This is a genomic window from Xanthomonas sp. NCPPB 3174, assembly GCF_056725205.1.
The window spans coordinates 3199982-3216500 of record NZ_CM161517.1 but is presented as its reverse complement, the minus strand read 5'-3'; the positions used below and the strand labels follow the sequence as shown (position 1 = coordinate 3216500).

2 protein-coding genes (1 of these 2 only partly in view) are annotated in these 16519 nt (G+C 69.6%); both read left to right on the top strand.

Translation table 11 applies throughout. The annotated features are described in order from the left end of the window. A complete protein-coding gene (locus AC1PK7_RS14070; RefSeq protein WP_481098536.1) occupies positions 1 to 11199 on the top strand; it encodes an amino acid adenylation domain-containing protein in 11199 nt (3732 codons plus the stop codon). 4 nt (positions 11200 to 11203) lie between these two features. Further along, on the top strand, positions 11204 to 16519 hold the beginning of the coding sequence (locus AC1PK7_RS14065) for a non-ribosomal peptide synthase/polyketide synthase (RefSeq protein WP_481098535.1). 10476 nt of this gene lie beyond the right edge of the window; the window shows 5316 of its 15792 coding nt (coding positions 1-5316); the start codon lies at positions 11204 to 11206; the stop codon falls past the right edge of the window.

Sequence of the window (16519 nt, the reverse complement as noted above, 5' to 3'; positions counted from 1 at the left end):
ATGACGATACTGGATGTCGTTCGGCGCCTGAATGACCGCGGGATCTTCGCCTACGTGGAAGACGGGCGGCTGAAGACGCGCTCCGATGCACCGATCGTCGATGCCGATGTCGTCGAACTGATCCGTTCCCATCGCGACGACCTGGTCCGCTTCCTGAGCGAACCCGGGTCCACACTGGACGCTGTCGCACCGATCGGCCGGCTTTCCGATCCTTCCGCCCCGGCGCCGCTGTCCTTCGCGCAGCAGCGCCTGTGGTTCATCCATCAGCTGGAAGGCGGCAGCGCTCAGTACAACATCAATCTGCAGCTCGTCCTGCATGGCGCGTTGGACATGGCGGCACTGCAGCACGCCGTGGACGCCATCGTGATCCGTCATGAAGTCCTGCGGACCTGGTTCATGCGCAACGAGGATGGCGAGATCCGGCAGCAGGTCGCGCCGGCATCGCCGCTGCAGATCCGTACCGTGGAGCTCCAGGAACAGGACGAGGCCGGTCAGGCGCGCGAGATCGCTGCGTACGTCAGCGAGGACGCAGGCCGCAGCTTCGACCTGGCCGAACCCCCGCTGTTGCGTGCCATGCTGCTGCGCTGTTCCGCGCAGCGGCACGTGTTGATCTTCGCCATCCACCACATCGCATCCGACGGATGGTCGAAAGCGATCCTGCTGCAGGACTTCTGCAGCCTGTACAGCGCTTTCCATGAAGGACGCCCCGTACCGCTGGTGCCCCTGTCGATCCAGTACCGCGATTACGCCGCCTGGCAGCGCCAGACACTGCAAGGAGAGACGCTGGGCGGGCAGTTGGACTGGTGGCGGACGCGGCTGACCGGAGCGCCGCCGGTCCACAGCCTGCCGTTGCGACAGCCGCGTCCGGCCCAACAGAGTTTTCAGGGGGGAATGGTGCGGCTGGCGGTGCCGCAGGCCACGGTCGACCGTGCGCGGGCATTGTGCAAGCAGCAAGGCATCACCGCCTTCGCGCTGCTGCATGCCATGTTCGCCCTGCTGGTGGCGCGGATGGGGGGCGATCGCGACGTGGTGGTCGGCACGCCGGTCTCGGGCCGCACCCATCCGGACGTGGAGCCATTGGTGGGGTTCTTCGTCAACACCGTGGCGTTGCGCACCCGCATCGATCCGCAGCAGGAGGTGTTGGCCTATCTGCAGCAGAGCTGGCGCGACGTCCTGGCGGCGTTCCAGCATCAGGCCGTGCCGTTCGAAGCGCTGGTGGATGCGCTCAATCCGGAGCGAAGCCTCAGCTACAGCCCGCTGTTCCAGCTGCTGTTTTCCTATCACAGTGGCGCACCGCGCGAGGTGGAACTGCCCGGCCTGGTGGCCAAGCCGCTGGAGCAGGCGGAGAACAGCAACCAGTTCGATCTGGAGTTCAACATCGCCGACGACGGCAGCGGCATGCAGCTGGCACTGTCGTACAACCGAACCCTGTTCGATCCGGCCTTCATGAACCAGTTGGCCAGCAGCTTCTGCGTGCTGCTGGACGGTGCGTTGCGCTCGCCGACCGCCCGGCTCGAACAGGTGCCCCTGCTGGATGCCGCCGCATGCCGGGAGCTGACCGAGGCCCGCAATCCCGTCGATGGCGGCAGCGTGGCAGGCGTACAGGACATCGCACAGCGTGTGGCCGCGTACGCCCTGCACCTGGGCGATGCGCCCGCGGCGCGCTGCGCGGAGCAGACGCTCAGCTTTGCCGAACTGGATCGCGCGGCGAACCGCCTTGCCCACTATCTCGTGGGGCAAGGCGTGGTTCCCGGCGGGCGCATCGGCATCTGCCTGCAACGGTCGTTGCAGTTGCCGGTGGCCATGCTGGCCGTGCTGAAGGCCGGCGCGGCGTATGTCCCGCTGGATCCAGGCCTGCCCGAAGAACGCCTGCGCTATCTGGTCGGGGACGCCGAGTTGGCGCTGGTGCTGACCCAGTCGGAACTGTGGAGCGCGCTGTCGTTCGGAGACTGCGAGGCGGTCCCGCTGGACCTGCTGGCGCCGTTGCTGGATGCGCAGCCGGAGACGGCTCCTCCGGTCGACGTAGACCCGGCGCGGACCGCGTACGTCATCTACACCTCAGGCTCGAGCGGCGAGCCCAAGGGTGTGGCGGTGCCGCATGCTGCGGCGCTGCACTATCTGGACTATGCGGCGACGGCCTATCTCGAAGGCGACGTCGCTGCCGGGGTGGTGGCGACCCCGTTCGCATTCGACGCCACGGTCACTTCGCTGATCGCGCCATGGTGCGTGGGCAAGCCGGTGCTGTTGCTGGAGGAAGAGGGCGCGGCGGCGTTGGATGCCTTGCTGGCGCACGCGGCGCGGCCAGAGCCGCTGTTGTTCAAGCTCACGCCCGCGCATCTGGACGCCCTCTCGGCGCTGGCAAGGACACCGGTGTCCGCGGCCGCGCATGTGCTGGTGGTCGGTGGCGAACAACTGACCGCGCGCACCTTGCAGCGCTTCCGCTCGCGGGTTCTGCCCAATGCCTGCGTGGTCAACGAGTACGGGCCGACCGAGACCACCGTAGGCTGCAGCACCTTCTTCCACCGTCCTGGCGACCCCATCCCTTCGGGCGACGCGGTGCCGATCGGCCGGCCGATCCGCAACACGCGGCTGTATGTCCTGGATGGCACCGGCATGCCGGTGCCCGACGGGGTGGCAGGCGAACTGCACATCGGCGGTGCTGGCGTCGCCGAGGGGTATCTGCGCCGTCCGGCGCTCACGGCGCTGCAGTTCGTGCCGGACCCGTTCGCCGACGGCAGGATGTATCGCAGCGGCGATCTGGTGCGGTGGCGCCATGACGGCGAGCTGGAGTATCTCGGCCGCATCGATGACCAGGTCAAGCTCAACGGCTTCCGGATCGAACTGGGGGAGATCGAGGCGCAGCTGCTTGCGCAGGTGGACGTGGAAGCGGCCTGCGTCGCGGTGCGGGAGGATGGCGACGCCAACAAGCGGCTGGTCGCCTATGTCGTCCCGCGCGACAGCATCCTCGCGACGGAGCAGGACGAAACCGAGATCGAACGCTGGCGGTTCCAGCGCATTGCCGCCTTGCGCGCGTGGGTGCAGGAACGGCTTCCCGAATACATGCAGCCGGCAGCGTATGTACTGATGGACGGGCTGCCATTGACGGCCAACCACAAGCTGGACCGCGCGGCTCTGCCCGCGCCCGAGCCCGGCGACTTCCAGAAGGAAGCCTATGCCGCGCCGCGCGACGCCACCGAGCGCACGCTGGTGGAGATCTGGCAGAAGGTGCTGCGGTTGGACGCCATCGGCATCGATGACCATTTCTTCCGGCTCGGCGGCAATTCCCTGTTGGCGACCCGGCTGGTCAGCGAGATCGCCGAGCGACTGCACGCGCGTGTGCCGGTGCGCAAGGTGTTCGAGCACCCGACGGTGCGCTCGCTGGCCGTGGCGGTCGCTTCGCAGCCGGCGCAGCCGCACTGCGACATCGCACCGACCCCGCACGAGGGGCCATTCCCCTTGTCCTATGCGCAGCAGCGCCTCTGGTTCATCGATCAACTGGGCAGCGGTAGCCGCCAGTACCACATCGGCTCGTCGCTGCGGCTGCTGGGCGACCTGGACCAGGCCGCGCTGCAGCGGGCGCTGGATGCCATCGTGGTCCGGCATGAAGTGCTGCGCACCTGTTTTTCCGCACACGATGGGCAGGCCGTGCAGCAGGTCCAGCCCGCATCCCCGGTGCCGTTGCGGCGGCTGGATCTGTCCGGCCTGGCACCTGCCGAGCAGGCGCGGCAACTGACCGAGGCCATCGATGGCGCGATCGCCGCACCGTTCGATCTGGCGCGCGACCTGATGCTGCGCTGCACGCTGATCGCGCTGGCCGAGCGCGATTGCGTGGTGGTGCTCGGCATGCATCACATCGCGTCAGATGGCTGGTCGACGGGCTTGCTGGTGAAGGAATTCGTGGCGCTGTACGCCGCCTTCCGCATGGGGGCTGACGATCCGCTGCCGCCCTTGCCGCTGCAGTACGGCGATTTCGTCCATTGGCAGCGGCGGACCCTGGACAGCCAGGCATTGGAGCCGCACCTGGCGTACTGGCAGCAGCAACTGGCAGGTATTCCAAGCCTGCATCGACTGCCACTGGATCGGCCGCGTCCGCCGCAGCAGGACTACACGGGTGCGGTGGTGGAGCGGCGCCTGGACGCGGCGGCGTGTGCCGGCCTGCACGCGCTGGCGGCCCAGCATCAGGCGAGCCTGTTCATGCTGCTGCGCGCCGCGTTCGCGGTGCTGCTGTCGCGCTGGAGCGGCGACGAGGACGTGGTCATCGCCTCGCCGTCGGCTGGCCGTTCGCGGCGCGAACTGGAGCCGTTGATCGGCTTCTTCATCGATAGTCTGGTATTGCGCACGGACCTGGCGGGCAACCCCAGTTTCGCCGCGTTGCTGGAACAGGTGCGGCAGAGCACGCTCGATGCGTTCGCGCACCAGATGGTGCCGTTCGACATGCTGGTCGACGCGCTGTCTCCCGTGCGCAGCCTGAGCCATCCGCCACTGGCGCAGATCAGCCTGACCCTGCACAACCTGCAGGCGCAGACGCTGTCGCTTCCGGGCCTGGAAATCCACGATGCGGCGCGCTCGGCCGCTGTGGCACGGCATGACATCGAGCTGCATGCAGGCGAAATCGACGGCGCCTTGCAGTTGCGCTGGGTTTACGCGTCTGCCCTGTTCGACGCCAGCACCATCGAGCGCCTGGCCGACAGCTTTCTGGTGCTGCTGTCGGCGGTGGCGCGCGATCCGCAGGTGCCGGTGCTGTCGCTGCCGCTGCTGCCCGAGGACGAGGCGCGGACGCTGGCGCAGTGGTCGGCGCCGCGGCCGGCACCGCTGCCGGCGCTGTGCGCGCACGAACTGGTGGAAGCCCATGCGCGGGCCCGGCCGGAGGCGCTGGCGGTGGCCTTCGGCGAAGATCACCTGGACTACGGCACGCTCAACGCGGCGGCCAACCGGGTGGCGCACTACCTGCGCGCGCAGGGCGTGGGCCCGGATCAGCTGGTGGGCCTGTGCGTGGAGCGCTCGCTGGACCTGGCGATCGGCGTACTGGGCATCCTCAAGGCCGGTGCCGGCTACCTGCCGCTGGACCCGACCTATCCGCACGAGCGGCTGCAGGCGATGCTGGGCGAGGCGGGCGTGGCGCACGTGCTGTCGCAGCAGGCGGTGCTGGAAGCGCTGCCGTTCCTGGCCGAGTACACCGTGCTGCCGCTGGATGCGCCGCTGCGAGCGCTGCTGCTGTCCGGCAAGCCGGACAGCGATCTGCCGGTGGCGGAGGTGGGGGTGACGCCGGATCGGCTGGCCTATGCGATCTTCACCTCCGGCTCGACCGGTACGCCCAAGGGCGTGCTGCTGGAACATCGCGGCCTGATCAACCTGGCCGCATACCAACAGCAGGCGCTGGGGCTGACGGCGCACAGCCGGGTGCTGGGCTTCGCGTCGGCGTCGTTCGACGGGGCGGTGTTCGAATGGCTGATGGCCTTGGCCAGCGGTGCGAGCCTGCACCTGTGTCACGAAGACGAGCGCCGCTCGGTGGAGCTGCTGGCGGAGCGGCTGACGGCGTCACGGATCACGCATGCGGCGATCCCGCCGGCGTTGCTGCAGCAGCTGCCGCTGGCGCGCGACTATGCGCTGGAACTGCTGATCGTGGCCGGCGAGCGCTGCGACGACGCGCTGGCGTGGGCATGGTCGCGGCGGTGCCGGGTGGTGAACTCGTATGGTCCGACCGAGGCGACGGTGGCGGCGACGCACGCGCAGGTGGTGGATGGCGAGGCGATGACGCTGGGCCGGGCGCTGCCGAACGTGGCGCTGCGGGTGCTCAATGCGGCGGGCCAGCCGCAGCCGATCGGGGTGAGCGGGGAACTGTACCTGGGCGGGGCAGGGCTGGCGCGTGGCTATCTGGGAGCGCCTGGGCTGACCGCGGAGCGGTTCGTGACGCTGCCGGGGCAGGCGATGCGGCTGTACCGCACCGGGGATCTGGCGCGTTGGCGGGCCGATGGCCAGTTGCAGTTCCTCGGCCGCGCCGACGACCAGGTCAAGGTCCGCGGCTTCCGCATCGAGCCGGCGGAGGTGCAGGCCAGGCTGCTGGCGCATGCGCTGGTGAGCGAGGCGGTCGTGCTGGTCCGGGAAGACGACAACGTCGCGCGGCTGGTGGCCTATGTGGTCTGCGCCGAGGGTGCCAGCGGCCGCGAGGACGCCAGCGTGCTGCGCGAACTGCACGATGCACTGAAGGCCAGCCTTCCCGACTACATGGTGCCGTCCTCGCTGATGAAGGTCGACGCCATTCCGTTGACCCGCAACGGCAAGGTCGACAGGCTGGCCTTGCCCGCGCCTGGCCGACAGCCGATGCAACTGTACGTGGCGCCGCGCACGCCGGTGGAGGCGCGCCTTGCGCAGATCTGGCAAGAGGTGCTGCGCCTGGAGCGGATCGGCGTGCTCGACAACTTCTTCGAGATCGGCGGCGACTCGATCCTGTCGATCCAGGTGGTGTCGCGTGCCGCACAGGCGGGGATTGCGCTCACCACCAAACAGTTGTTCGAGGGACAGACCATCGCGGCGTTGGCGCGCCTGGCCGCGGATGCGGTCGGGTCTGCCGCACCGCAGGACGCGGTGCACGGAGCGCTGACGTTGCTGCCGATCCACCGGCTGTTCTTCGGCGCCGAATCGCGCGACCCGCATCACTACAACCAGGCGGTGCTGCTGCAGACACCGGCGGATTTCGACGCCGCGGCGCTGGTTCCCGTGGTGGATGCGCTGTATCGCCGCCATGACGCGTTGCGCCTGCGTTTTGTCGCCGACGCCGACGGATGGCACGCGTTCCATCAACCGCTCGACGCGGCCATGGTGCAGGCCAGCTGCGTGGTCGAGATGCTTCCGGACATTCGCCCGGACGGCGAAGCGCAGTTGCTTGAACGGTGTACCGACTGGCAGCGTCGCTTCGACCTGGCGACCGGGCCCTTGCTGCGCGCCGTGCACTTCAGGCCGCCTGCGGGAGCCCAGGGTGGCGGCCGCCTGTTGCTGCTCGTGCACCACGCGGTCGTGGACGGCGTGTCGTGGCGCATCCTGCTGGCCGACTTGGAACAGGCCTATGCCCAGCACATGCGCGGCGAAGCGATCGCGCTGGGTGCAAAGACCACCTCGTTCCAGCAATGGGGCGATGCGCTTGCCGTGTATGCCGGCAGCCAGGTACTGCAGCGCGAACGCGGGTTCTGGCTCGCCCAGCATGCTGTCGAGGTGCCGCCGTTGCCGGTGGACCGGCGGATCGAGGGGCTTGGCGAGATCGCCACCACCGCTGTGGTGCCGATCACGCTGGACGCCGAGCAGACGCGTGCGCTGCTGCATCACTGCAACAGGGCTTACCGCACCACGATCAACGAGCTGCTGTTGGCCGGCGTCTATCTGGGCATGAGGGCCTGGACCGGGCACCGCGACCTGCGTCTCCGCCTGGAAGGGCATGGGCGCGAAGCGGTGCTCCCGCAACTGGATGTCACCGAGACGGTCGGCTATTTCACCAGCGTCTATCCTCTGACCCTGGGCGTCGACGACGAGGAGGTCGGCGCCGCCATCGTGGCCGTGAAGGAGCGCTACCGGGCAGTCCCGCAGCATGGCATCGGCTACGGCGTCCTCCGCTATCTGAGCGCGGACGCCGAACTGGTTGCCGCGGCAGCGGCGGCAGGCGAGCCCGAACTCGAGTTCAACTATCTCGGCCAGTTCGACCAGGTCCTCAATACCGGCACCGTGTTTCAGGCTGCGGTCGAAGGCGTCGGCGAGAAGGTGTCCGGTCGGCGCCGGCGCATGCATCAGCTCGGGCTTTCCGGCAAGGTTTTCGATGGGTGCCTGCGCTTTGCCCTGGACTACAGTCAGGCGCAATACGATCACGCGACGATGCAGCGCCTGGCTGGGTTGCTGGCCGATGGCCTGGCCCGGGTCGTGGCGCACTGCCTGGGGTGCGAACAACCGCGCCTCACGCCCTCGGACTTTCCACTCGCCCACGTCGTCCCGGCACAGCTTGCCGCATGGCAGGCGCGGTACCCGCAGCTGGTGGGCCTGTATGCGGCGACGCCGATGCAATCCGGCCTGCACTTCGAGAGCCAGCTCGATCCGCGGACCTATGTCGTACAGACCGCGCCGGTGCTGCTCGGGGCGCTGGACACCGGGATCTTCCACCAGGCCTGGGACCAGGTCGTGCAGCGTCACGACATTCTCCGCACGGCATTTCTGGGCGAGGATCGGGCGTTGCAGCAGTTGCTGCTGGCGCAGGCATCGCTGCCGTGGCACGAGGAGGATTGGCGGCAACTGCCCGCCGCCGTGCAGGAGGAGCGCTTCCGCGCGTTCCAGGAACAGGATCGGCAGCGCGGGTTCGATTTCACGCAACCGCCGCTGATGCGCGTGGCGCTGTTCCGGCTGGGAGACGAACGCTACCAGGTGTTGTGGACCACCCACCACATCGTGATGGACGGGTGGAGCAGTCCACTGGTGTATCGCGACGTGATCGCCCTGTATCGCGCACTCAGCGAGGGGCGCGGTGCCGCGCTGGCGGTGCCACCGCCCTTCGAACACTACGTGGCCTGGCTGCAGCAGCAGGACCACGACCTGGCGCGGTCGTACTGGCACCGCGCCTTGGCCGATCTCGATACCGCGACGACGCTGCCGGCCGATCCGTTCCCCGGCGAGCGGGAATCCGGCCCGCGCGAATGCGTGGTGACCGTCGACGGCCAGAATCTGGTGGCGCTGCACACGCTCGCCGCCACCAGCCGGGTCACGCCGAACACCGTGGTGCAATGGGCCTGGGCCTATCTGCTGCACCGCTACAGCGGCGCCAGCGATATCGTCTTCGGCGCCACGGTGTCGGGCCGCCCGGCGCAACTGCGCGGTGCCGAGGACATGGTCGGCCTGTTCATCAACACCCTGCCGGTCCGCGTCGCGTTCGATGCCACGCCGCTGCCCGCCGCCTTGCGCTCCCTGCAGGCGCAGTTCCAGGATGCTTGCGCGCACGGAATCCTGCCGCTGGCAGACATCCAGCGGCAGTCGTCGCTGCCCGGCGGGACCGCGCTGTTCGACAGCCTGGTGGTCTTCGAGAACCTGCCGATCGACGCCAGGGTCGAAGCGGACGCGATGCGTGCCGCCCTGGAAATCCAGTTCGTCGCCAGCCAGCGCCAGACCCAGTATGCCCTCACGCTGATCGTGACTGACGGCGAGCAGCTGCGGGTGCGCCTGGGCTACCGCGCCGAGCGCGTATCGCCGCGCATGGCCACGCAGATCGCAGAACGGTTCGCCGCCGTGTTGTGCGCCTTGCCGGCGATGGCGGCCGGCGCCCCGCCGCCGTGGCTGCTCGCACCCGCGGCGCATGCGACGATGGCGGCTTGGCGTGCGCCGCGGCGTGCTTACGCGCGCATGGCGACCATCCATGGTCGCTTCGAGGATCAGGTCGATCGCGATCCGGCACGCCCGGCGCTGGTGTACGGCGATGTCGTGGTCAGCTATGGCGCGCTGGAGGCCCGCGCGAATCGGGTCGCCCATCATTTGCTGGCGTCGGGCGTGCGCCGCGGGGAAGCCGTGGCGTTGCGGGTCGAGCGCTCGGTCGATTATGTGGTCGGCCTGCTGGGCATCCTGAAGTCCGGCGCCGCCTACCTGCCGCTCGATCCTGCCTACCCGCAGGAGCGTGTGCTGCAGATGCTGGGCGGCAGCGAGGTCCGCTTCGGTCTGACCACCGCGCGGTTGGCCACACAGCCGCTGCCGGGCCTGCACGTCGCCCTGCTCGACGATGCGGCGACATTCGACGCATGCGCCGAGACCCGGCCGGCCTCGGCGGTCGACGGCGACGCCTTGGCGTTCGTGATGCATACCTCCGGCTCGACCGGCGTCCCCAAGGGCGTGCAACTGCCGCACCGGACCATCGTCAACCTGCTTGACAGCCTCGCCGCGCGGCATCCCGTGCTGGCTGCGGCCATGCCCACCCTGCAATTCGCCTCGATCGGATTCGACATGTCGCTGTACGAGGTGGCGTTGGCCCTGTTCTCCGGCAGCGAGCTGGTGCTGATGGACGACGCCGAGCGCATGGATCCGCACGGTCTGTTCGCGTGCATGCGGCGCCACCGCGTCGGCCGTGCCTACCTGCCGACGGCCATGCTGGCACCGTTCGCGGAGGCGGCGCTCGCAGAACAGGCGCTGCTGCCGGACCTGGTCCTGCTGCAGACGGCTGGCGAACGCCTGGCGATCACGCCCGCAGTGCGCCGGTGGGCCGCCGACAACGCATGCGCGGTCTTGAACCTGTATGGCCCGACCGAGAGCCATGTCGTCAGCGAGCACATGCTCGATGGCGATCCGGCGGCATGGCCGGCATTGCCGCCGATCGGGCGCGCGATCGACAACGTGGTGCTGGAAGTGCTCGATGTCGCCGGTACGCCGGCCCCGATCGGGGTGGTGGGCGAACTCTACATCGGTGGCGATGGCCTGGCGCTCGGCTATGCGGGCCTGCCCGAGCTGACCGCCGATCGGTTCGTCGAGCGCGCCTTGGACGGCGGCGTGCCGCAACGCCTCTATCGCAGCGGCGATCTGGTGCGCTGGCGGGCGGACGGCGTGCTCGACTACGTGGGACGCGCCGACCGCCAGGTGAAGGTGCGCGGCTTCCGGATCGAGCCTGCGGAGATCGAAGCGGCGCTATGCCGTCATCCCGCAGTTTCCGAAGCATTGGTGCAGGCCCAGGGCGATGGCAGCGAGCGCCGGCTGGTGGCGTATGTGGTCAGCGCGGAACGCGGCACCGCGCTGCACCAGGCACTGGCGGCGATGCTCAGGACCTGCCTGCCGGACTTCATGATTCCCGCTGCGTGGGTATCGCTTCCGGCATTTCCGCTTACCGCCAACGGCAAGGTGGACCGGGCGGCATTGCCTGCGCCCGTCTCCGTATCGAGTACGCCACGCCTGCCGCCGCGCACACCGAGCGAAGTGCAGCTTGCGCAGATCTGGTGCGACCTGTTGGGCGTGGACGCGGTGGGCGTCGATCAGCGCTTCTTCGACGTCGGCGGACACTCGCTGTTGGGCATGCGCATGCTGTCTGCGATCAAGGGCACGTTCGGTCGCAGCCTCAAGGTCGCCGATTTGTTCGCCTACCCGACCATCGCCGACCTGGCGCAATTGCTCGATGCGTTGGAGCAGGACGCCGTCGACACGGATCAGCAGCGGTCGGGCACGACCGACGAAACGCTCGAAGAAATGGAATGGTGAGCAAATGACGATTGCAGAACTCCTGCGCACGCTGCGCGAGAACGGGATTGCGGTGTCGCTGGTGGAGGGAAAGGTGAAGACCGTTGCCCCGAAGGGCGCGATCACTCCCGAGCTTGCCGATTGCATCCGGACGCACCGGGCGATGCTGCTGGCATTCCTGCAGCGCGTGGAGCAGCAGGAGGAACGGGCCACACGGATCGAGGCGGCGCCCCCCAGTGAGGCCTATCCGGTCTCCTTCGCGCAGCGGCGTCTGTGGTTCATCGATCGGCTGCAGGGCGGCAGCGCTCACTACAACCTGCCTGCGGCGCTGCGCCTGCGCGGCCGTTTCGACCGCGACGCGTTCCAGCACGCGCTGGATGCCATCGTGGCCCGCCATGCGGTATTGCGGACGCGCTATGTCGAGCGCGACGGGGAGCCGGTGCAGATCATCGATCGGCCGGGTCGCGTCGCCATTGCGGAGCTGGATGTGTCGGCGATGGACGCTGCGGCACGCGAGGCGCGGGTGCATGCGTTGGCGCTCGACGACATGGCGCGCGAGTTCGACCTGGCGGTCGACCCGATGCTGCGCTGCGCCCTGATCCGCGAAGGCGACGAGGTGCATACCGTGCTGTTCACGCTGCACCACATCGCCAGCGACGGCTGGTCGATGGGTGTGCTGGTGCGGGAGTTCGCTGCGCTGTACACCCGCTTCGGCGATGCCGCCGCCACGCCCTTGCCACCGCTGCCGATCCAATATGTGGATTTTGCCTATTGGCAGCGCACGGTGCGTGGCGAGGCCGCCCTGCAGCAGGCGCTGCAGTATTGGCAAGCGCGTTTGGCCGGAGCGCCGGCGTTGCACGCCTTGCCGCTGGATCGGCCGCATCCGCTGCAGCAGACGTTTTCCGCGCATCGGCTGCAACACAGCATCGAGCGCCCGCTGCTGGATGCGCTGCGCGATTTCGCGCAGCAACGCCAGGCGACCTTGTTCATGGTGCTGCAGGCGGCCTTCGCCGCGCTGCTGTCGCGCTGGAGCGGCGAGGCCGACATCGTCGTCGGTACGCCCGTCTCCGGGCGCCCGGCGCAGGAACTGGAGCCGCTGATCGGCCTGTTCATCAATACGTTGGTGTTCCGCACCAAGGCCGCCGCCGACCTCAGCTTTGCGGACCTCGTCGAGCAGGTTCGCCACGATGCCGTGCAGGCGTTCGAGCATCAGGACCTCCCGTTCGATGTCCTGGTGGACGCGGTGCGGCCCGAACGCACGCTTGCGCATAACGCGGTGTGCCAGATCAAGTTCGTGCTGCAGAACCACGACGGCGGTGTCCTGTCCTTGCCGGGACTGGAACTGGAGACGATCGAGCGCGGCGTCGAGCAGGTCCGCTTCGATCTGGACATGACGGCGATCGAGTCCGAACACGGCTTGCACTGCAACTGGACCTACAAACAGGACTTGTTCGATCGCGTGTCGATCGAGCGCATGGCGCAGGCATTTGCGCTGGTCCTGCGGCAGATGGTCGAGACGCCGCAGTGCACTGTGGCGCAGGCACAACTGCAAGCCAGCGCCGCCACGCAGGCGCTGCTGGCGCTGGGTCGCGGTCCGGTGTCGACGCAGCATCGCGAGCGCTCGCTGGTGGCGCAGGTGCAGGCGCAGGCGGCGGCGACGCCGGAGGCAGTGGCGGTGCGCTGCGGGACGCAGTGGCTGGACTACGCGGGTCTGGAGCGTGCGTCCAACCGGCTGGCGCAGGCGTTGCAGGAGCAGGGGATCGGTCCGGGCGCACGGGTAGGAGTGGCGCTGGAGCGCTCGGTGGCGTTGCTGGTGGCGCTGCTGGGCACGCTCAAGGCCGGCGCGGCCTACGTGCCGCTGGACCTGCAGCAGGGCCCGGCGCGGCTGCGGCAGATCCTGGACGATGCGCAGGTGCAGCTGGTGCTGCTGGACAGCGCCAGTGCGTTCCCGCTGGCGGGAGCGGACACGCTGTTCATGGACGAGGCGCACCGCGCGGACTGGCTGTCGGCGTACCCGTCCACCGCACCGGCGCTGGCCGAGGATGCGCAGCGCAGCGCCTACGTGCTGTACACCTCCGGCTCCACCGGAACGCCCAAGGGCGTGGAGATTGCCCACGGCAGCCTGCTGGACTACTGCGCGTTCGCGCGCGAGGGGTACTACGCCGGTCACCTGAGCGGATCGCTGGTGGCGACCTCGGTGGCGTTCGACCTGAGCGTGCCGAGCCTGTACGTGCCGCTGCTCAGCGGCGGCTGCGTGACGCTGCTGCCGCCGTCCGATCCGTTGCAGGGGCTTGCCCAGGCGCTGGAGGATGCAGCGGCGCCGGCATGGCTGCTGCGGCTGACGCCCTCGCACGTGCAGGGGCTGCTGGGGCTGGTGGATGCGGCGCCGCGCTCGTCGCGGCACGTGTTCGTGATCGGTGGCGAGGCGTTCGCGGTGGAGCTGGCGCGGGCGTTGCAGGCCAAGTACCCGCAGGCGCAGCTCTACAACCACTACGGCCCGACGGAGACGGTGGTGGGGTGTGCGTGGTACGACGTGAGTGCGCACCTGGAGACGTTGACGCACACGATCCCGATCGGGGTGCCGATGCCCAACACGGGGCTGTACGTGGTGGATGCGCAGGGGCAACTGGTGCCGCAGGGCGTGGCTGGCGAGCTGTACATCGGCGGCGCCGGCGTGGGCCAGGGCTACGTGAACCAGCCGGACCTGACGGCGCAGCGGTTCCTGCCCAGCCCGTGGGTGGCCGGGGAGCGGGTGTACCGCAGCGGCGACCGGGTGCGCTGGCGCAACGACGGGACGCTGGAGTACCTGGGGCGCCTGGATGCGCAGGTGAAGCTGCGCGGGTACCGGATCGAGCTGGGGGAGATCGAGAGCCAACTGCGGGCGCAGGCGACGGTGCGCGAGGCGGCGGTGGTGGTGAGCGGGGAGGGGGCGCAGGCACGGCTGGTGGCCTACGTGGTGCCGGCGATGCCGCTGGACGCGGACCAGACGGACGCACTAGAGGAGGCAGAGGCGGCCTGGACGCAGTCCCTGCAGCAGGCGCTGAGCCAGGTGCTGCCGGGCTACATGCAGCCGACGGCGTACGTGGTGCTGGCGGCGCTGCCGCTGACGGCCAACGGCAAGCTGGACCGTGCGGCGCTGCCGCAGGCGCAGGTACGCGAAGCGGCCTACAGCGCCCCGCGCACGCCGACCGAACAGGCGCTGGCGCAGATCTGGGAAGCGGTGCTGGGGCAGGAGCGGATCAGCACCGAGGCGAACTTCTTCGCCCTGGGCGGTCACTCGCTGCTGGCCACGCGGATCGTGAGCGAGATCGGCAAGCGGCTGGGCAAGCCGGTGCCGGTACGGGCGCTGTTCGAGCAGCCGACGCTGCAGGGGCTGGGCCGCTACGTGGACGGGGTGCGGGCGCAGGACTATGCGCCGATCCCGGTGCTGCCGCGCGAGCAGCCGCTGGCGCTGTCCTTCGCCCAGCAACGGCTGTGGTTCATCGACCGGCTCGAAGGCGGCAGTGCGCAGTACAACATGCCGGTAGCGCTGCAGCTGGACGGGGACCTGGACCGGACGGCGCTGCGCGCGGCGCTGGCGGCGCTGGTGGCGCGGCACGAAGTGCTGCGCACGGTGTACGCCGAACAGGACGGGCAGGCGGTGCAGGTGATCGTGGTGGAAGCGACGGTGCCGCTGCTGGAACAGGACCTGCGCGAGCTGGACGCGGCAGCGCAGGCCCAGGCACTGCAGCAGCAGCGCGAAGAGGAGGCGCGGCAGCCGTTCGACCTGGAACGCGGGCCGATGCTGCGCTGCCGGCTGCTGCAGTTGCAGGCGCAGCGGCATGCGCTGCTGTTCACGATGCACCACATCGCCAGCGATGGCTGGTCGGTGGGGGTGCTGGTGCAGGAGTTCGCCGCGCTGTACGCGGCGCAGGTGCGCGGGGAGGCGGCGGCGCTGGCGGCGCTGCCGGTGCAATACGCCGACTATGCGGCATGGCAGCGGCAGCGGTTGCAGGGCGCGACGCTGCAGGGCCACCTGGGGTACTGGCGGGAACAGCTGGCGCAGTTGCCGGTGGTGCACAGCCTGCCGCTGGATGCGGCACGTCCGGCGCAGCAGCGCTTCGACGGCGGGCAGTGGGAAGTGGCGCTGCCGGCGCCGACGCTGGCGGCGCTGGGCGCGCTGGGCCAGGCGCACGGGGCGAGCCTGTTCATGGTGCTGGAGGCGGCGCTGGCGACGGTGCTGTGGCGCTGGAGCGGGGAGCGGGACATCGTGATCGGCACGCCGATCGCCGGCCGCCTGCACCCGGACGTGGAGCCGCTGATCGGGTTCTTCGTGAACACGCTGGTGCTGCGCACGCAGATCGCGCCGCAGGCGCCGTTCGTGGCGCTGTTGCAGGCGCGGCGCGACCGGATCCTGGAGGCGTACACGCACCAGGAGGTGCCGTTCGAGATGCTGGTGGACGAACTCAAGCCGGTGCGCAGCCTGAGCCACGGCCCGCTGTTCCAGGTGCTGTTGTCGATGCGCAACAACGCGCGGGTGGCGCTGACGCTGCCGGGGCTGGAGGTGAGCGGGCTGGAGGGAGGCGAGGAGCCGGCGAAGTTCGACCTGCAGCTGTCGGTGACCGAGACCGGTGAAGGGGCGCGGCTGCGCTGGAACTATGCGCGCAGCCTGTTCGAGGCGGCGACGATCGCGCGGCTGGGCCAGGCGTACGTGGCGGTGCTGGAGGCAGTGGCGGCGGCGCCGCAGACGCCGCTGCAGGCGCTGCCGTGGGTGGATGCGGCCACGCAGGCGACGCTGGCGCACTGGAACGCCACGGCGCAGCCGGTGGAGGACCTGACCTACCCGGCACTGGTGCGGCGGCAGGCGCTGGCCACGCCGGAGGCGGTGGCGGTGCGTGCGGGGGAGCAGGTGCTGCGCTACGGACAACTGGAGGCGCGCGCCAACGCCCTGGCGCACCGGCTGCGGGCGCAGGGGGTGGGGCGCGAGACGGTGGTGGCGCTGTGCCTGGCGCGCGGGCTGGAGGTGCCGGTGGCGATCCTGGGGGTGATGAAGGCCGGGGCGGCGTACCTGCCGCTGGACCCGGCCTACCCGGATGGGCACCTGCAGTACGTGCTGGCCGACAGCGGCGCGGCGCTGGTGCTGACCGATGCTGCCAGTGCCGAGCGGGTGGCGGGGCTGGCGTTGCCGGCCTTGCCGCAGCTGCGGATGGAAGACGTGTGCGATCTGGCGAGCGCACCGCCGACGGTGGAGGGGGCGGGCGCGTCGGATCTGGCGTACGTGCTGTACACCTCCGGCACCAGCGGCCGTCCGAAAGGGGTGCTGATCGAGCACGGATCGCTGCGCAACCTGGCGCTGAACCTG

Coding starts and splice junctions, on each gene's coding strand:
- AC1PK7_RS14070 (WP_481098536.1), top strand. CDS start 1: ATGACGATACTGGATGTCGTTCGGCGCCTGAATGACCGCGGGATCTTC.